Here is a 17,677-nt window from a genome sequence, read left to right as displayed (position 1 = left end):
ACCCTTACCATTCCCGCATCAGATAGGCATCGACCGGCTCACCCGCCGCAAATCCCTCGTCGCTGGCGGGAATGAGCAGCCATGCATCGGCACGGGCAATGGCCTGGAGTGGCCATTCACCCACGGCGAGCGGCATCCACGCACGTTGTTCCCTCGCCAGCAAAGCGATCTCGGCGATGCCGACACTGGATGCGATCTTTCGCGCAAGCGGCAGGCTCACCTGCCGGCGCGGCCGGCGCGCCGATAGTCGGTCGATCAGCGGAAGCACGAGCGCCAGCCACGCTGCCAGCGCATGATCCGGCGAGCCCGGCAAGGCGACGACGGGAACCTTTCCGAGCTTCGCGACGGCGGCAGTCCGCCCGGGCTGAAGCGCAACGCCGTGCGCGATCACATGACCGTGCTGGGCCAGCGCCGAGACGGCCGCATCGGCGCGGCCAACGCCGCTGCCGCCGACCGTCAGGATCAGATCGCAAGAGGACATATCGAGCGCACCGGTAATCGACACCGCATCACGCGCCGCGGCCTCGGACGTCTGCACATCCAGTCCCGCAGCGCGCGCGATCCCGGCGATCATGAGCATCGTTGCCGTTGCACCGGGCACGTTGACGATGCGCAGCCGGGGCCGGCGCACGGAGAGCTTGTCCAAACCGTTCATGCGCGCAAGCAGCAGATCGGCTGCGCCGACCGGAAGGCCCTCGGTGCCGGCCGGCATGCGCTCCACGATTTCGCTGCCGCCACGCCTGACGCCCTGCCCCGGCACGCCCTCCGCCAGCACCTGCACGAGCGGACCGGATGCATCGACCGCGTCGGCATCGAGCACACAATCACAGCCGTCGGGCATCGCGTCGCCGGACTCGACCCATGCGGGCGCTTTCGTCAAAGGCAGCGGCGAATAAGAGGTTGCGCCGACGAGATCGTTGGCACGGAGCGCCCAGCCGTCCGCGGCGGCAATGTCGTGCGGCGGATGGGCCGCCAGCAGCGGCGTACCCGTAGCGATGCAGCCGGCCGCTTCGATCAGCGGCAACTGTACCGGTGCAAGCGGCTCAAGCCCGCTCAGCAACGCGGCGAGCGCGGTGTCGAGCGATGTCAGCGATGGCGGAAGGCGCTGGGTCATGCGCCATGGTGGACCATGCATCGCCCGGTTTGGCAACCGCCGGCAATGTTGGCCTCAACCGCCCGACCTGTCCGAATTCGGAAAGAACAGCTGCTGCCCGTCGACCTTGTAGCCGGCGATCGCCGTCTGCCCCTCCGGCGAGGTCAGCCAGTCGATGAAGGTCTGCGCGAGATCCTTCTTCACGTCCGGAAACTTCTCGGGGTTCACCAGCATCACGCCGTACTGATTGAGCAGCCGCCGGTCACCTTCGACGACGATGTCGAGATCGCCGCGATCCCTGAAGGCAATCCAGCTGCCGCGATCCGACAGCACATAGCCATTCGCGGCGCGCGCGGCGTCGAGGGCCGAGGCTATGCCCTGCCCCACCTCGCGGTACCAGGCGCCCTTGGCGGCCGCGATGTCGATGCCGGCGACGATCCAGAGCGCCAGCTCCGCGGCGTGGGTGCCCGAGCGATCGCCGCGCGTCACGAACGGGGCGCCCTTGGCCTCGATCGCCTTCAGCGCCGTCGCGATGTCCTTGCCCTTGACGCCGGCGGGATCGCTCTTCGGCCCGATCAGCACATAGTCGTTGTACATGACGTCAAAACGCTTCACGCCAAACCCGTCGGCGACGAATTTCTCCTCCTGAGGCCGCGCATGCATCAGCACGACGTCGGCCTCGCCCCTTCGCGGCCCGTCGAGCACTGCGTCGGCGCGCCGTGCGATCACGGTCACCTCGATGCCGGTCTTGTCGCGGAAGATCGGCAGCAGATAGTCGAGCAGGCCCGACTCCTGTGTCGCGGTGGTCGTGGCGAGCACGATGCTGCGGTCCTCCGCAGACGAGGCCGCGACGCCGGCGGCGAGGCCGCAGAGGAGCGCGAATACGACGAACAAGCGGCCCATGGTCAGGTTCCTATCTATGACCCGATCATGATGACGGCCGATTGCGCCGCACTCGTGACGCGCCTGCTTTTTGCGCACATCACCCGGGAAATAGCGGCAACGTTGCGAGGCATCCTGCGCACCGCGCAAGCGATTCAAGATCGTTCACCAAAGCGGAGATCGCGCGCCGGGATGTGTTGCAAAGCAGCGAGATGATCAGGCATGGTCCCGCGGACGGGAATTGAAATGCAGAATTCCACCTGCGTCGAACGTCAAAAAGAAGCAAGAATTTGCATAGGAATGCAGGATGGAATTCCTGACGACCAGCGAAGCCGCCGACTATCTTCGGCTCGGCGAACGCAAGCTCTACGAACTCGTCACCACCGGCGCGATCCCCTGCACCAAGGTGACCGGGAAGTGGCTCTTCCCGCGGCACGAACTCGACCTCTGGGTACTCTCGGGTCTCGCGCGTCCGGCCGGCATGCTGATCGCGGAGCCGCCGCCGGTCGTGGGCGGCAGCCAGGACGAGCTGCTGGATTGGGCCTTGCGCGAATCCGGCTCGGGCCTGGGATCGATGAGCGAGGGCAGCGTGCGCGGGCTCGAGCGCTTGCAGCGCAACGAGGTGATGGCAGCGGCGATACACTTTCACAGCCTGGATGCTTCCGACGATCTCACCGGGGATGCCAGTGTCGAAGCGCTGCGCGCCGCTCCGGATTTGCACGATGCGGTGCTGGTCGCATTCGTGCGCCGCGAGCAGGGACTCGTGCTGCCGCAAGGCAATCCCAGGCACCTGAACGGCCTGACGGACGTGCTCGCGCTCGGCGCCCGGATGGCGATGCGGCAGCAGGGCACGGGCGCGCAGATGCTGCTCGACCTGCTCCTGAAGCGCGCCGGCGCCTCGACGCGGGATTTGCGCCGGGTCGAGACGCCGGCCCTGACCGGACCGGATCTCGCCGAACTGGTCCGCGCCGGCCAGGCCGATTGCGGCATCGCGACGCGCGCCGCGGCGCGTTCGGCCGGCCTCGATTTCGTGCCGCTGGTCTGGGAGAGTTTCGACCTCGCGATGCGGCAGCGCAGCTATTTCCGCCCCGCCATGCGGGCCTTGATCGGATTCCTGAACGAACGGCGGCTGCGCCAGCGCGCCGAGGAGCTGACCGGCTACGATCCCTCCCCCGCAGGACAGATCCGCTTCGCAGCCTGACATTGACGCCCGCCCCAAAATAGTTGCAAAAGAAACCAATTCAGCCGGGGGCACACTCGGGGCAACACCGGCCAACGCGCCGGATCAGGGGAGGACAAGCGTGAATCCAATCAGATTTGGACTGCCGGTCGCGGCCGCCTTGACGGCGGCGCTGCTATCCGGCGCGGCGTCGGCGCAGCTTTCCGACGACATCGTCAAGATCGGCGTGCTCACCGACATGAACGGCCCGGCCTCCGCGCCGACCGGCCAGGGCTCGGTGACGGCCGCGCAGATGGCGATCGACGATTTCGGCGGCACCGTCCTCGGCAAGCCGATCAGCATCGTGGTCGGCGACCACCAGCTCAAGGCCGACATCGGCGCCTCGCTCGCGCGGCGCTGGTACGACGTCGAGCAGGTCGATCTGATCGTCGACGTGCCGGTCTCGGCGGTCGGGCTCGCGGTGCAGAACATCGCCAACGAGAAGAAGCGGCTGTTCATCACCCACTCCACCGGCACCGCGGATTTCCACGGCAAGTTCTGTTCGCCCTATGCGATCCAGTGGGTGTTCGACACCCGCGCGCTCGCGGTCGGCACCGCGGACGCGGTGGTCAAGCGCGGCGGCGACAGCTGGTTCTTCATCACCGACGATTACGCCTTCGGCCATTCGCTGGAGCGCGACGCTTCCGCGGTCGTCAACGCCAATGGCGGCAAGGTGCTGGGCTCGGTGCGGCCGCCGCTGGCGACGCCTGACCTCTCCTCCTTCGTGCTGCAGGCGCAGGCCTCCAAGGCCAAGATCATCGGCATTGCCGCAGGTCCGCCCAACAACATGAACGAGATCAAGACCGGCTCGGAGTTCGGCGTGTTCAAGGGCGGCCAGCAGATGGCGGCGCTGCTGGCACTGATCACCGACATCCACGGCCTCGGCCTGCAGGCCGCGCAAGGCCTGCTGCTGACGACCTCGTTCTACTGGGACATGGACGACAAGACCCGCGCATGGTCGAAGCGCTATTTCGCAAAGCTGAACAAGATGCCGTCGATGTGGCAGGCCGGCGTCTATTCGAGCGTGATGCACTATCTCAACGCCATCAAGGACGCCGGCACCGACGATCCGCTCAAGGTCGCCGCCAAGATGCGCGAGAAGCCGATCGAGGATTTCTTCGCCCGCAACGGTAAGCTTCGCGAGGACAATCTGATGGTGCACGACCTCTGGCTGGTGCAGGTGAAGACGCCGGAGGAGAGCAAGTATCCGTGGGACTATTACAAGATCCTCACCACGATCTCCGGCGACAAGGCGTTCGGGCCGCCGGACCAGGCGTGCCCGCTGGTGAAGAAGTGAGATTGGCGAGTGGCGAATAGGGAGTAGCGAATGGATTGCGTCCATTCGCTATTCGCAACTCGCCACTCGCTATTTCACCACCCCGATCTCGCGGAAATACTTCAACACGCCCGGATGGATCAGGTCCGGCCTCGGCGCCGCCTCGACGGTGTTCGACGCCGTGGTCTCGCAGGCCTGGGCGAGCTTCCTGCAAAAAACCGCCTCGACACCATGCAGCGTCTTCGCCAGGCGATAGGCGACATCGTCGGGCAGATCCTCGCGGGTCAGCACGAAGCTCCAGGAGCCGAGCGAAGCGATCGGCGCGTCCTGCTTCGGATAGCTGCCTGCGGGCACCAAGAGCGGCTTCAGGAACGCATGCTTGGCGCGGATGCGCGTCATCTCGTCCACGCTGGGGGCAATGAAGCGCGCGCCTGACGCGCTCGATGCGACCGCGGCAAAGCCGGGCCAGCCGATGCCGGCGCCCCAGAGCGCGGCGACGCGGCCGTCCTCGACCATCGCGGGGCCGTCGCCGGCGCGGTCGAGATAGACCGCCTTGAAGTCTTCGTCCTGCTTCAGGCCGAGCCCATCCAGCACGTAGCGCGCCAGGATCGGCAGGCCCGAGCCCCTGGCGCCGAACGCAACGGGCTGTCCCACGAGATCGCGGATCGTCCTGTAGGGACTGTCGGCGCGCACCACGAACATGCCGGGGTTGGAATAGATCGCCGTCAGTATCTTCAATCGTACCGGCGCGCGGCCGATGCCGGCAAACGCCTCATAGGCCGGCTCGCCCGCAACCAGCGCGAGATCGAGCTCGCCCTTCTCCAGCAGGGGAATGTTCTCGTTGCTGCCCTTGGTGTTGCGGGGCGCGATGGCGATCTGCGGATCGGCCGCGTTCATCACCTCCGCAAACGCGTTGCCGTAGAGCGGGAAGCCGCCGCCGGATGTCGCGGTGCCCAAGCTGATCGTCGTGGTCGAGATGGCCGTGCCTCCGGTTTGAGCGGCAGCGGGGCTTGCGAGCAGCACTGCAGCAAGAAGGATGATCGCGAATCTCATGGTCATTCCCGGCGGGGCTGCGTCAACACCGACGTGCGGCGAAGTAGGCAGCGGCCCGATTTTGTGAAAGCATGCCCCTCAACGACAATAGAACAATGGGAGGCGTCATGTTGCGAATTTTGCGTCACGGTGTTTTCGGGCTTGCAGTCCTGTTAGGTCTTTTCAGCGCTACCCCTCCTGCCTCCGCCGCCTATCCCGACCGTCCCATCCACTGGCTGATCGGCTTTTCCGCCGGCGGCCCGGTCGACATCGTGGCGCGGATCATGGCGCAGTGGCTGTCGGACCGGCTCGGCCAGCAGGTCATCGTCGAGAACCGCACCGGCTCCGGCGGCAACATCGCCGCCGCCGCGGCGATCAATTCGCCGCCCGACGGCTACACGCTGCTGTTCGTCGCGCCCAACAACGCGATCTCGACCTCGCTCTACAAGAAGCTTCCGTTCGATTTCATCCGCGATACCGTGCCGGTGGCGAGCATCATGCAGCTCACCAACATGCTGGTCGTCTCCAACGCGTTCCCGGCCAAGACGGTCCAGGAGTTCGTCGACTATTGCAAGGCCAACCCCGGCAAGATCTCCTTTGCCTCCTCCGGCAACGGCACCTCGGTGCACATGTCGGCCGAGCTGTTCAAGGTGATGACCAAATGCGACATGGTGCACGTGCCCTATCGCGGATCGGCGATCGCCTTCCCCGACATCATCTCCAACAAGGTGCAGCTGATCTTCGACAATCTGCCCTCCGCGCTGGAGCAGGTGAAAGGCGGCACTGTCCGCGCGCTCGGCGTCACCTCGCCGCAGCGCTGGCCGATCGTGCCCGACGTGCCCGCGATCGCCGAGACCGTGCCGGGCTTCGAATCGGTCGGCTTCTACGGCATCTCCGCGCCGAAGGGCACGCCTCCCGAGGCGATCGAGATCATCAACAAGGCCGTCGGCGAAGCGCTGAAGGATCCGAAGCTGGTGGCAAAGCTGGCCGAGATCGGCGGCATCCCCAAGCCGATGACGCCGGCCGAGTTCGGCAAGCTGGTCACCGACGAGACCGAGAAGTGGCGCAAGGTGGTGGCGTTCGCCGGGGTCTCGGTGGACTGAAGCCGGGGGAACTGCCGCAAGCCGGCATCGCGCCAACGCGACATCGGAGGGGATCGGAAGACCCCTCCCATCAAAATTTGCGAAAACAACCCCATGCACAGTAGAAAGATCAAGCGATCACAAGGGGTTACGGAATCGAAAAACGAGCCTTGGCGGGAGGCGATTTGACCCGTCGGGCAAAACAGGACTAGAAGGGCATCATCGCCAATTTCGGGTATTCAAAACTGACAGGTCTGCTGCGCCGGTGTTTCCATCCACTAAGTGCCAGCATTGCACCCCCGCCGCCATCCCTGTAAACGAACCGCGCACCGTTGCCGGCCACGCGTTCCCGCGAGCCGCTCGCGGCGGGGCCCGTAGCTCAATGGTTAGAGCCGGCCGCTCATAACGGTCTGGTTGCAGGTTCGAGTCCTGCCGGGCCCACCAGCCTTCGCTCGCTTCGCGAGCTTCGGCTAGGCAAGCCGATGCCGCGAAGGGCAAGCGAAGCGGACGCTTCCACAGATCGCTGGCCATTTTTCTTGCGCCTTCGCGGCTGACCTTTCTTAGCCTCCGGGGACTTCGCTCGGTTAATCTGCTCCCTCAACAGCTTGCCGAAGTCGGCGAGCGCCTTGGTGCCCTTTGCGATCTCGACGGCATCTTTCAGGTAGGGCACTGCTACCAGAGCTCAATCGGTAAGGGTCGCCCAGATCGAACCTTGATGGATGCTGGAGACGACCAGCACACGTCCTTTGGTCATGTCGTTGTAGTCGCGCGCAAGCGCAAGGAACAATTCGCCAAGGTCATCCGCCCTCGGGGCGGTCTCATGTTCGATCGTTATCAGGAGCTGGTCAATCCATGTCGTAAGCATACGACAAGTTGTTGATCCTGATAAAGCACTCACTGGAAGAAAATTACAGCCTGCATTTAAGCGGCGCACCGGGCCCGTGCAAAATGAGCCAATGCAAATAAAAAGGTGCCCGACAGGTAGCTCCGGCATTACGCCCTAGAATCAGGACGGCCAATCGGGCTTCCTTGTCTCCCAGGTTGCGATCAGAAACGTGGCCATGGTACCCGCGAGATTGACTGCCAGCTGAGCATGGCGTGGCTGTGGCTTGGCTCTCAGAGGCCCTTGGCTATGAGCGTCACCAAGCTTGTTCCTAATCGCACCGATTGACTCGACGATCGATTGACAGCTTCCGAGAATCTGTTTGAAGACTTGCTCCGTGTGATCGTCAGGCGCAAGCTTAAGTACTTTGGCCAACCGGCGATATAGCGCCGGAAGATCGTCGTCATCTTTGAACGTCTCGTTAGCCTCGTGGAGAATCCATTTGCAGGTGTCTTCGAGCAGTGTCCGGGCAGATGTTATGGCGGCACGCGGATCGGACGCGCGGCGCGTCAGGGCCTCTTGCCAGCGCGCATGAATTTCGCCGGGGTTAAAGGCCATGAGCGCTTTTGATATTTCGTCGTCGGCGGGTGTCGTGCCAGGCTTAGTCAGCAGACGAACCGCATATACAGGCGCACCCGACATACGGCGAACTTCATCGACACAATACCCGTCGTGGAAAAGATGGCGGTTCAAGCGCGTTACAAGATCTGCCTGCTCCGGAAGGTCGCGGCAAAGCGGATCTAGCATGGCCTCCAGCAATCTGAAAAAATGCTTCTGCGAGCACTCCTTGATGCCGAGCAGTTCCAGAACATCCGTATTCGACATGTCGAAGTTTCTGATACGGTGACGGAAGATATAATCCTCCATCGTCGCTTCTCCGCTAAAGCGCGGCGGGTTCATCTTGTCGATCGGCCAGAGCTTCTTGAGAAACTCGATTTCATCCATATTGCCCGACAAAGGCACGGCGTGGATCTCCGCAACGATGCGTTGGCGCGTCAGCGGTGTGATTTGCTGGCCGCCTTGCTCTTCGAGCTTGGTCAAGGCCTCACCGAGATCAGCATCGCCTTCTTCATTCTGCACGGCGCGGGCGACCCTGAGGACTTCCGCCGCCGGGAGCGACTCCAGGCGGGCAACCACATATTTAAACTTGCTGCGAAAGGCTTCTTCTTCAGTTCCCGCCGCTAGGCCGTACTGTGCGCAGATATTCGGCACTGAGTATGATTTATGACCGGAGATGACTGATGTAATCAGGTGCCGCAGGCGGGCTGTCGTGGCTCGATCGGGTATTGCGGTCCTGTTCGACATCAGAGCTCTATGTAAATAGGAAATCGATGCTGCATGGCATCGACGATACTGACCACTTTTTTGTCCAGCGGAGGCGTTTTCTTCTGATCTAACCACACCTGCTTGAATCGCCGCACCGTTTTGGCGGCAATAACGAGAATAAGCTTTTCAGAGACCTCCGCTTTCGCCGAAAGATGCTTGAGCTCATCCTTGCACTCGGGATTGCGGTGACAGTGCACGCAACGACTCCGACCGCCTCGCGGGTTTGAGAGCCCATGAAGAAAATGCAACGGATGGCTCGCTGAAATCTGCGTAGGCCGAAGCGCCATTGGTGCTCTTTTGGCTGGATTGACGTTCAGTCAAACTCTGCGCGCATGGCTAAGCTTTCCATAAGCCCCTCTTCTGAACCAAAGAGAGTGTAGGCGCTCAAATTGTACTCGGCCAACTCTCTTATTACTTCACGTCGCTGACTGTTGGACAGGACGAACTTGAAGAGAATATCTTGTTGAAAATCTGCTTTCGGATCGAATGGCTTGCAAACATTCGTATGCTCAAGAAAGTACGGACTGACTTCCTGCCACTGCGTACATACCGTATAATACGAGCGTTGAGCAAAGTGACGCTTTGGAGCTGCGACGTAAGGGCCAAGAAGTCTTATCACGGGTTCATCGCTTCCGCCTGTTTTCATGCCACTAGCGTCCCGTTCTCGAAAGGCGTAGATCGCTACGTTTTCAGCGTCGGCACCTCGAAATGCAAAGAATGCAGCCACCATCGCCGATGCACTCCAATCTAGGAGTGGGGACGGAAAGCCGTGGTGCCTCAAATAGGCCAGATATGAGTAATGGGGCAACGAGCCGCGTAGCATGACTGAACTGAAGGTGTCGTAACCAGCCAACACATCGCGCTCGATTTCGTAAATTGATGGTTCGTCGCTCCACGTTAGACCCGTGTATGCCTCAACCTCAGGCTTCACACGTAAAGCCGTCCGATAATAATCAGCCACTTCTTCTAACAGGCCGCTTCGTTCTAGAGTGGTTTGTAATCGCCACTCACTTGAAGCTTGACCTCGAAACAGGACTATCGAACCCTCGTCACGCGCTCTATCTGCAAGCGATGCAGCTTCTTTTTTGAAGTCCTCCCAACTGACCTCGGTGTCGGCCAAGTATATCTCCTGCGGCAACTAAAACCTTAGATCGCATCTAATAGAGGATCGCCAAACCGAATCAAATACGAACATAGTCTGATGACATCGACCTCTCACCCCAATATCTCCCGATACAATCCCAGATACCGATCCGCCATCCGGTCCACCGTGAAACGCTCAGACACCGCGGCGCGGCAGGCGGCGCGATCGATCTGGTCGATGCGGGCGATCGCATCGACCGCTTCGTCGAGGCTGTCGACCAGGAAGCCGGTCACGCCGTCGTCGATCAGCTCGCGCATCGATCCGCGGTTGCGGGCGATGACCGGCGTTCCGCAGGCCAGCGCTTCCACCACCGACAGGCCGAACGGCTCGTCGAAATTGATGAGGTGGAGCAGCGCGCGCGCGGAGCCCAGCGTTGTCGCGCGCGCCGCGCCGCCGACCGGGCCGAGATAGACGATTGTGCGGCCGTCGAGTTCGGGGGCGACCTGCGCATCGTGGTAGGCCTGGTCCTGGACGATGCCGGCCATGACCAGTTTCCGTCCCGATCGACGGGCCGCCGTGATCGCCTCGGCGGCGCCCTTGTCCGGATGGATGCGGCCGAAGAACAGCAGGTCTTCGCCGCCATGCGGATCGAATGGAAAGTCTGCAAGCGGGATGCCGTGGTGGATGGTTGCGGCATAGCGCAGGTCCGGATGGCGATCGGCCTCGCTGATCGCGACATAGTGGACGCGATCCTCGTAGCGCTTGTAGGCCGGCCAGATGCGGTCCGACGAGAAGCCGTGGATGGTCGTCACCATTGGTGTGTCGACCAGCCGCGAGAACGCGTGCGGGACGAAATCGGCCTGGTTGTGGATCAGGTCGAATTGTCCGGCCTGCTCGAACACATGGGCGACGTGGAGCATCTCCCACACCTTCGCGTCGATCGCGGGATCTTCGGAATAGGGCGCCGGGCAGACTCCATCGAGACGACCTGACGTGCTGCTGTCCAGCGTGGCGAACAGGGTGACATCGACGCCGCGCGCCACCAGCGCCTCGGTCAGGAGACTGGTGACCTGCTCCCAGGGCCCGTAGTGGCGCGGCGGTGTCCGCCAGGAGATCGGCGCCAGCATGGCAATGCGCAAACGACCATCCTCTTCTGAATTCAGCTATCGAGCCTCGAGCACGACAGCTTCATGCGACCGTAGCAGGAGAGCGTCGTCTTCGGCCAGCGGCGTATCCTCGTGCGTGGACAGGAGCGGCCGGCTCCCGCGCGCCCACTCCGGCAATTGCAGACGGTGCGGCCGTTCCCCGAAATTGAGCGACACCAGCAAGCGCTGCGACTCGTGCCGGCGCGCGTAGACCAGGAGCTCGTCCTCGACAGTCACCAGGGCGAAGTCGCCGATCGACAAGGCCGGATGATCGCGCCTGAGCGCAAGCAGGCGACGATACAGCGTCAGGATGGAGCGCGGGTCGTCCGTCATCCCGGCCACATTGCGCGTCCGCCAGTCGGCATGGAGCGGCAGCCACGGTTTGGCCGTGCTGAAACCCGCGTTGTCGCTGCCGTCCCACGGCATCGGCGTGCGCACGGGATCGCGGCCCAACCCCAACCCGGGCTCACGCAACTCGCGCGGGTCCTTCACCTGCGCGGGTTCGATTCGGACGTCGCTCAAGCCGAGTTCGTCGCCGTAATAGAGCGTGGGCGTCCCGCGCAGCGTCAGCAGCAGAACCGCCGCGACGCGGGCCTGAGCCTGCCCCAGCCGGGTGGCGACGCGGGGACGGTCGTGGTTGCCGAGCACCCAGTTCGGCCAGCCGGCTAGCGGAAGCGCGGCCTCATAATCGGTGATGGCCGCCGCAAGGGTGCGCGCGTCCCACTTCATGTCGATGAGCTGGAAATTGAACGGCAGATGCACGCCCGGGCGTTCACGGCCGTAATAGTGCATGAGACGGTCGACCGGCAAATAGATCTCGCCGATCAGCACCCGCTCGCCCAGTCCTCTTGCGCCGTAGCTGTCGGCGACCTCGCGCATCCCTGAGGCAATGCCGTGCACCTCGGGCTGGTCCGTCGAGTGGCGTTGCAGCAGGCGGTGCATCTCGCCCATGCCGGGGCGATAGTCCGGGTTGGGCGGATTGTCCGGGAAGTCCGCCGCCTTCACCATGTGCCAGAGAACATCGATGCGGAAGCCATCGACGCCGCGGTCGAACCAGAACCGCATCACGTCGAACATCGCCGCCTGCACATCGGGATGACGCCAGTTGAGATCCGGCTGCTCCTTCAGGAAGGCGTGATAGTAATATTGCCCGGTGACCGCGTCCCATTGCCAGGCCGAGCCGCCGAAATCGCTGATCCAGTTGTTGGGCGCGCCGCCGTCCGCGGCGGCATCGCGCCAGATGTACCAGTCTCTTTTCGGATTGTCTCTCGCAGCGCGGCTCTCGACGAACCATGGATGCTGGTCGGAGGTGTGGTTGGGCACGAAGTCGAGCAGCACCTTGAGCCCGCGCCGATGCGCCTGCCTCAGCAGTTCGTCGAAATCCGCCAAGGTGCCGAAGCATGGATCGATGTCGCAATAATCGGCGACGTCGTAACCGAAATCGACCATCGGCGATGGTGAGATGGGCGAGATCCAGATCGCGTCGATGCCGAGGCCTGCGAGATAGTCAAGCCGCTGCGCGATCCCCTGGAGGTCGCCGATGCCGTCGCCATTGCTGTCCTGAAAGGAGCGCGGGTAGATCTGATAGATCACGCCTGTCTGCCACCAGAGCGCGGTCATGCCAACCGAGCCCGCAAACCGGGCGCTGACGTGTGCGCCGATCGGCACCTACTGATCACGCGGTACCGTCAAGACTGGTCCACCCTTCGCGTCACGACGGAGCTTTGCCATCCGCGTCATGGCAGGCACCGTGGTCCTGCGGGACGCGAATGTCGACGGATTTGTGCGGTTCCGGACGTGCAGATGAACCCGCGGCGCATGGACCCGCAGCGCATATCGGACCATATTGGCCGTTCCGCCGAGCCCCCGCACACAACCGCCCTCTCGGGGCAGGAGACTTTCATGACCAATGAAAAAGGCCCGAACATCAAGAAGAAGCAGAAATGCAAGAATTGCGAGGGCAAGGGCCTGCTCAAGAAGGGCGACAAGGTGGTGAAGTGCCAACGCTGCAAAGGCACGGGCGTGCGCTGAGGGGTTGATGACCTCTCGGCCCCTGACGCCGCGCGGGCCTCGCCGACTATTCGGCTAGACATCGCCATCGCCGACAGCCAGCCCATTGATCGGCATCAAGCACTGCTCTCGCCGCCATGACAAACAAGCCACCTCGACTCTCACGGGCCCCTCCGGCAACCTGAGAAAATGACCAATCAAGAACGGCCGAAGCTGATCCGCTCGCTGACGTTGACGCATGCGGTGCTCTATGGGCTGGGCGTCACGATCGGCGCCGGAATCTACGTCCTTGTCGGGGCGGCAGCGGCGCGCAGCGGCATGCACGCGCCTCTCGCGTTCCTCGCCGCTGCGGTCGTGATGGGCATGACCGCAGGGACCTTTGCCGAATTGGGCACGCGACTGCCGGTCGCGGCAAGCGAGGCGGCTTACGTCCAGGCCGCCTTCCACCGGAAATGGCTCAGCGTTGCCACAGGACTGCTCGTCGTGGCGGCGGCAACGATTTCAGGCGCCACGATCAGCGTCGGCAGCGCCGGTTACATCGGTGTCTTCCTGCCGCTCTCTCCCGCGTGGATCATCGCCGGCGTCGTGCTCGCGATGGGAGCCGTCGCTTGCCTGTCCGCAGTTCAGTCCATCAGCTTTGCCGGGCTGATGACGGTCATCGAGATCGGAGGACTGATCCTCATCCTCGCGGCCGGCTTGTTCAATGGCGGCTCGCTGGTCTCGCGGCTCCCTGAACTCTGGCCTTCGGCCGGCGAGACCGGCGCATGGACCGGGATCGCACAAACTTCGCTGCTCGCAGTGTTTGCGTTCATCGGCTTCGAGCACCTGGTCAACATTTCCGAGGAGATGAAGAATCCTCTGCGGACGTTGCCCTGGGCGCTCCTCATCACGCTCGGCGCGACCGCGCTTCTTTACGCCGGCGTCGTCTGGATCGCCGTCGTCGCGGTGCCTCCCGCCGAGCTCGCGCGTTCCCCCGCGCCGCTCGCGCTGGTATTTCAGCGGCTGACGGGTCTTCCTCTGCAGGTGTTGGGCGCCATCGCGATCGTCGCGACGATCAACGGTATCATCGTTCACATGATCATGATCGGACGCGTGCTGTATGGCCTTGCCGACCAGGGTAGCCTTCCCGCATTTCTCGGCCGCGTGAGCGCGAGAACCGGCACGCCCATTGTCGCCACCCTGTTCGCGGTCGGCGCCATCCTGATCCTTGCGCTCGGCGTTCCGCTGACGGGCCTGGCGGAGTGGACCTCGCGATTGACGCTCGGCATCTTTGCCCTGGTCAATCTGGCGCTGCTCCGGATCAAGGCAGCTGAATCGGTTCCTCCTGCCGGCGTATTCGTCGTTCCGATGTGGGTGCCGGCTGCCGGATTGTTCACGACCGGCTCGTTGCTCGTGATCGATATGTTGGGGTAGGTCTTGATGCGGCGGCGCCGAGCCGGCCGGCACCTGCGGCCTGAAACCGCGCAACCCACACCAATGGGGTCGGTCCCCCGAGGGCAAACATCGACAACAGTTGAACGCCGCGGCGGAGGAATGATTTTGCTCTGCCGGTCCGGCACGGAGGGTTCTTTTCAGCGCTGAGAGCTTCTCCGATCGGATGAGGCAAGGACCGGCCACTGTGCTATCTTCCACCCGAAAGCACGAACGGAGACACCGCATGCCAATTAGCGTCAAGCAAATGATCGAAGCCGCGAACGCGGCGGTCCCCAAGATCACGTCGGACGAGGCCGCAGCGATGATCAAAGCCGGCAACACGCTGGTCGTCGACGTGCGCGATGCGCCGGAGGTCGCGGCCAGCGGCAAGATCGCGGGCGCCGTTCATGTCTCGCGGGGGATGCTGGAGTTTCGCGCGGATCCGGAGCTGCCGTCGCACGACAAGGCGTTCGACAGGACCAAGTCCGTCATCCTCTATTGCGCGTCCGGCGGCAGGTCGGCGCTGGCCGGCAAATTGCTGAAGGACATGGGCTACGAGAAAGTCTTCAATCTCGGCGGCTTCAAGGACTGGACGGGGGCGGTCGAGAAGTAGCTCGACCCAGACGGGTAGCGCAGGATCGATAGCTCGCCCGCGGCGCATCCTTCGAGACGCCCGCCTGCGGCGGGCCCTCAGGATGAGGTCCTTGGTTGCGGCGGGGTCATGCGCATTTCGGCCCGGGTCTCCGGCCGGGATTTCAGCTTCACCGCAACAATCGGCCTTCACGCGCGTTGTTCCCCAAGAGACTGGAACTCCGCGAGGCGCGCCATGAATAAGCCTACCGCCAAGGATACCGGACTGACACCTGACGACTTCCCGATCGAAGCCGACAAGGACAAGCTCAGGACGCACAAGGGCGAGCCGGTGGCTTCGGCCGAGTCCGAAGAGATCGCGGACGACCTGGCCGACCGGCTGAACGAACAGGCGCACCGGGAAGAACAGGACCGCTGGTCGGCGTGACGCGACAGCCTGCGCTTTTTCGCCCCCCTCCTACTCGATCGACGTCGCCTGCCGCCGGCGCAGCTCGGACGGGCTGTGGCCGAACTTCCTGCGAAACACCGTGCTGAAATGCGATGAGCTGCTGAAGCCCAGCCGATAGGCGATTTCTGTCACCGAGAGCGCGCGCAGCTCGGGGCGCATCAGCGCGTCGTAGCAACGCTGCAGGCGGCGGTTCAGGATCCATTCGGACACCGACATCTCGGTCGACCGAAACAAATAATGCAGATGCCGGAGCGAGACGCCGTTGCTCCTGGCGATCTTCTCCAGCGACAAATCCGGATCGGTCAGGTGCTCCTCGATCCAGGCCTTGACGGAGCGCAGGCGCGCATTCCGCGCCGTGGCGTCCTCGGAGAATTCGTCCTTGTCGCCCATGTCCAGCGCGAGCGCCAGCACATCCATCAGCTCGTGACCGAGCCGGCCTCGCGCCGTCTCCTCCAGGCTCGAGGCCTCCGCGGCGAGCAGCGCGCAGAATTCGGCGGCGATCCGCCCCAGGCCCCGCCCGGTCGCGATCGTTGCCGCCGACGGCATCTTGCCTTCGGCGAAGCGCGACGAAAACTCCTTGCGCGGGATCTCCAGATACAATGAGCGGAATTGGTTCGAGCACTCCAGATCGTAGGCATCGGAGGCCGAAAAGATCGCGCCGATGCCCGGGCTGGTCACCAGCGTCTGGCCGGCCTGAAGGACGTCCATGCTGCCGGCTTGCAGAAACTGGACGTAGTAACAATCCTTGTCGAGCTTTGCGATGTGCCGCTCGCGCCGCGATATCCGCTGCTCCGACAGGAAGACGTCGCTCATCGTGACGGGGCCAAATTGCGCCTCGCGGATAAAGCCCTGATAGTCGGCCGGCTTCACCGCGTTCACGTCGACATGAACGTAGTGGTCGCAGATGGCATCCTGCCAGGCGGCAAAGCGCTTGGCAGGGTCCAGCTCCTCGGTCGTAAACACGAGATCCATCGGCGGCCCGTCACGTCGAGACATATCTGTGCAGCGCACAAAAACTGCCGGCGGATTTTAGGTTCCTGTCAGCTTCGCGCAAGACTCTTTGCGCGCCAGCGCAAAAGGTTTGCGCGTTGACGCAAGTCAGCGTGAGCTCTCTCGCCTATCAAGCGCAAAACAAACTTGGGACGGGGGGAGGCAAGCGCGCGCCGAGACGGCGATCCCGCACGCGCGATGCCGATCCCAGGGAAGGCAGGCGATGAAGCGCGTTCGGGTCAGCCAACAGGAGATCGTGTTTGCGGTCTTCGCGGCACTCTTCCTGACCTTCTCGGTCTTCCTCAACGGCTTTCTCTCCGCCGACAACATGCTGACATTGCTGCAGAACGTGGCAGTGCTCGGCATCCTCGGCCTGGCCATGGCGATCGTCGTGATCGGCCGCGGCATCGACCTGTCGCTGATCGCGGCACTCGCGGTCCCCGCCGGCCTCGTGCTGCAGATGGTGCAGAACGGCCATTCGCTGCCGGCCTCGCTGCTCGCCGCCGGCCTGCTGGCGATCGCGGTCGGTCTCGTCAACGGCTGGCTGATCGCCTATGCGGAAGTGCCGCCCTTGTTCGCGACGCTGGCGACCGGCCTGTTCGTCGCCGGTCTCGGCCAAGCCGCCCTCTTCCAGCTCGACGTCGTGCAATGGAGCGACGGCATGGCCGGCTTCGAGCGGCTCGGTCAGGGCAGCATCCTCGGCATTCCCACCTCGATCGTCATGTTCGCGATCGCCTGCGTCGTGGTCTTCGTGCTGCTGCGCCAGACGCGCTGGGGCGCCTACATCTACGCGATCGGCGACAACCCGTTCGCGGCGCGCGTCACCGGCATCCCGTCGCGGCCGGTCATCGTGCTGCAATACGTCCTCGCGGCGCTGATCGGCTGCTTTGCCGGCCTGGTGCTGGCGGCGTCCGTCAACTCCATGCCGACCCGGATCTTCAATTCGACGCTGATCTACGACGTCATCCTCGTCGTCGTGCTCGGCGGCATCGGCCTGTCGGGCGGGCGCGGCGGGGTCGTCAACGTCATCATCGGCACGCTGCTGATCGGCACGATGCTGAACGGAATGACGATCCTCAACGTCCCCTATGCCGGCCAGAACCTCATCAAGGGCCTCGTGCTCCTGATCGCCGTCATCACCGACACCCTGCTCAATCCACGAAACGAAGAAACGGCCCAACAGGGCGACATCTGATCTGCCTG

17 protein-coding genes and 1 tRNA gene are annotated in these 17,677 nt (G+C 63.4%); 9 read left to right on the top strand and 9 right to left on the bottom strand.

Going from position 1 to position 17,677, the window contains the following annotated elements; all coding sequences use genetic code 11:
- Positions 1-4: 4 nt before the first annotated feature.
- Positions 5-1,114 (bottom strand): molybdopterin-binding protein, encoded by a 1,110-nt coding sequence (locus tag IVB24_RS11725; protein WP_247772935.1) that lies wholly within the window; start codon positions 1,112-1,114, stop codon positions 5-7.
- Between the two features lie 54 nt (positions 1,115-1,168).
- The gene (locus IVB24_RS11720; RefSeq protein ID WP_140477438.1) at positions 1,169-1,996 is read right to left on the bottom strand and encodes a substrate-binding domain-containing protein; all 828 of its coding nucleotides are present in this window, start codon (positions 1,994-1,996) and stop codon (positions 1,169-1,171) included.
- Positions 1,997-2,282: 286 nt separating this feature from the next.
- Between IVB24_RS11720 and IVB24_RS11715 the strand changes: the two genes are divergently transcribed.
- Both IVB24_RS11715 and IVB24_RS11710 read left to right on the top strand, forming a co-directional pair.
- Positions 2,283-3,176 carry a helix-turn-helix transcriptional regulator gene (locus tag IVB24_RS11715; RefSeq protein ID WP_247772934.1) on the top strand — a complete coding sequence of 298 codons (894 nt, stop codon included), beginning with the start codon at positions 2,283-2,285 and terminating at the stop codon, positions 3,174-3,176.
- Positions 3,177-3,276: 100 nt separating this feature from the next.
- Positions 3,277-4,491 carry an ABC transporter substrate-binding protein gene (locus IVB24_RS11710; RefSeq protein ID WP_247772933.1) on the top strand — a complete coding sequence of 405 codons (1,215 nt, stop codon included), beginning with the start codon at positions 3,277-3,279 and terminating at the stop codon, positions 4,489-4,491.
- Between the two features lie 69 nt (positions 4,492-4,560).
- On the opposite strand, the gene IVB24_RS11705 is transcribed toward IVB24_RS11710, so the two are convergent.
- Positions 4,561-5,523 (bottom strand): TAXI family TRAP transporter solute-binding subunit, encoded by a 963-nt coding sequence (locus tag IVB24_RS11705; protein WP_247772932.1) that lies wholly within the window; start codon positions 5,521-5,523, stop codon positions 4,561-4,563.
- A gap of 107 nt (positions 5,524-5,630) precedes the next feature.
- Here IVB24_RS11705 and IVB24_RS11700 point away from each other — a divergent pair, with 107 nt between their 5' ends.
- Together IVB24_RS11700 and IVB24_RS11695 are read left to right on the top strand one after the other, a co-directional pair.
- Positions 5,631-6,605, top strand: a complete 975-nt coding sequence (locus IVB24_RS11700) for a tripartite tricarboxylate transporter substrate binding protein (protein WP_247772931.1) — start codon at positions 5,631-5,633, stop codon at positions 6,603-6,605.
- 347 nt (positions 6,606-6,952) lie between these two features.
- A tRNA-Ile gene (locus tag IVB24_RS11695) sits at positions 6,953-7,028 on the top strand.
- 562 nt (positions 7,029-7,590) lie between these two features.
- On the opposite strand, the gene IVB24_RS11690 is transcribed toward IVB24_RS11695, so the two are convergent.
- The 5 genes from IVB24_RS11690 to IVB24_RS11670 form a co-directional block, all read right to left on the bottom strand.
- Complete coding sequence (locus IVB24_RS11690; protein ID WP_247772930.1) at positions 7,591-8,772, bottom strand: abortive infection family protein; 1,182 nt, start codon at positions 8,770-8,772, stop codon at positions 7,591-7,593.
- Positions 8,772-8,990: a hypothetical protein gene (locus IVB24_RS11685; RefSeq protein ID WP_247772929.1), complete on the bottom strand. Its 219-nt coding sequence runs from the start codon at positions 8,988-8,990 to the stop codon at positions 8,772-8,774. Before IVB24_RS11685 ends, IVB24_RS11690 begins: the two co-directional genes overlap by 1 nt.
- Before the next feature lie 116 nt (positions 8,991-9,106).
- Positions 9,107-9,913: an FRG domain-containing protein gene (locus tag IVB24_RS11680; protein ID WP_247772928.1), complete on the bottom strand. Its 807-nt coding sequence runs from the start codon at positions 9,911-9,913 to the stop codon at positions 9,107-9,109.
- A 95-nt stretch (positions 9,914-10,008) separates the two neighbouring features.
- Positions 10,009-11,016 (bottom strand): glycosyltransferase family 4 protein, encoded by a 1,008-nt coding sequence (locus IVB24_RS11675; RefSeq protein WP_247772927.1) that lies wholly within the window; start codon positions 11,014-11,016, stop codon positions 10,009-10,011.
- Between the two features lie 24 nt (positions 11,017-11,040).
- Entirely contained in the window at positions 11,041-12,642 is a 1,602-nt protein-coding gene (locus IVB24_RS11670; RefSeq protein ID WP_247774074.1) for an alpha-amylase family glycosyl hydrolase, read from the bottom strand.
- Between the two features lie 282 nt (positions 12,643-12,924).
- On the opposite strand from IVB24_RS11670, the gene IVB24_RS40040 reads away from it, so the two are divergent.
- From IVB24_RS40040 to IVB24_RS11655, 4 genes are all read left to right on the top strand, one after another.
- Positions 12,925-13,053 (top strand): hypothetical protein, encoded by a 129-nt coding sequence (locus tag IVB24_RS40040; RefSeq protein ID WP_018455653.1) that lies wholly within the window; start codon positions 12,925-12,927, stop codon positions 13,051-13,053.
- 168 nt (positions 13,054-13,221) lie between these two features.
- Positions 13,222-14,445: an amino acid permease gene (locus IVB24_RS11665; RefSeq protein WP_247772926.1), complete on the top strand. Its 1,224-nt coding sequence runs from the start codon at positions 13,222-13,224 to the stop codon at positions 14,443-14,445.
- Between the two features lie 244 nt (positions 14,446-14,689).
- Complete coding sequence (locus tag IVB24_RS11660) at positions 14,690-15,058, top strand: rhodanese-like domain-containing protein (RefSeq protein ID WP_247772925.1); 369 nt, start codon at positions 14,690-14,692, stop codon at positions 15,056-15,058.
- A 213-nt stretch (positions 15,059-15,271) separates the two neighbouring features.
- Positions 15,272-15,463, top strand: a complete 192-nt coding sequence (locus tag IVB24_RS11655; RefSeq protein WP_094973721.1) for a hypothetical protein — start codon at positions 15,272-15,274, stop codon at positions 15,461-15,463.
- 30 nt (positions 15,464-15,493) lie between these two features.
- Here the strand turns inward: IVB24_RS11655 and IVB24_RS11650 are convergent, their stop codons facing one another.
- Positions 15,494-16,456, bottom strand: a complete 963-nt coding sequence (locus IVB24_RS11650; RefSeq protein ID WP_247772924.1) for a helix-turn-helix domain-containing protein — start codon at positions 16,454-16,456, stop codon at positions 15,494-15,496.
- Positions 16,457-16,697: 241 nt separating this feature from the next.
- On the opposite strand from IVB24_RS11650, the gene IVB24_RS11645 reads away from it, so the two are divergent.
- Complete coding sequence (locus tag IVB24_RS11645; RefSeq protein ID WP_094973719.1) at positions 16,698-17,669, top strand: ABC transporter permease; 972 nt, start codon at positions 16,698-16,700, stop codon at positions 17,667-17,669.
- Positions 17,670-17,677: the final 8 nt, after the last annotated feature.

It is taken from the genome of Bradyrhizobium sp. 192, assembly GCF_023100965.1.
Taxonomy (GTDB): domain Bacteria; phylum Pseudomonadota; class Alphaproteobacteria; order Rhizobiales; family Xanthobacteraceae; genus Bradyrhizobium; species Bradyrhizobium symbiodeficiens.
The sequence above is the reverse complement of the archived record's forward strand: the minus strand, read 5'-3'. Positions and strand labels throughout refer to the sequence as shown.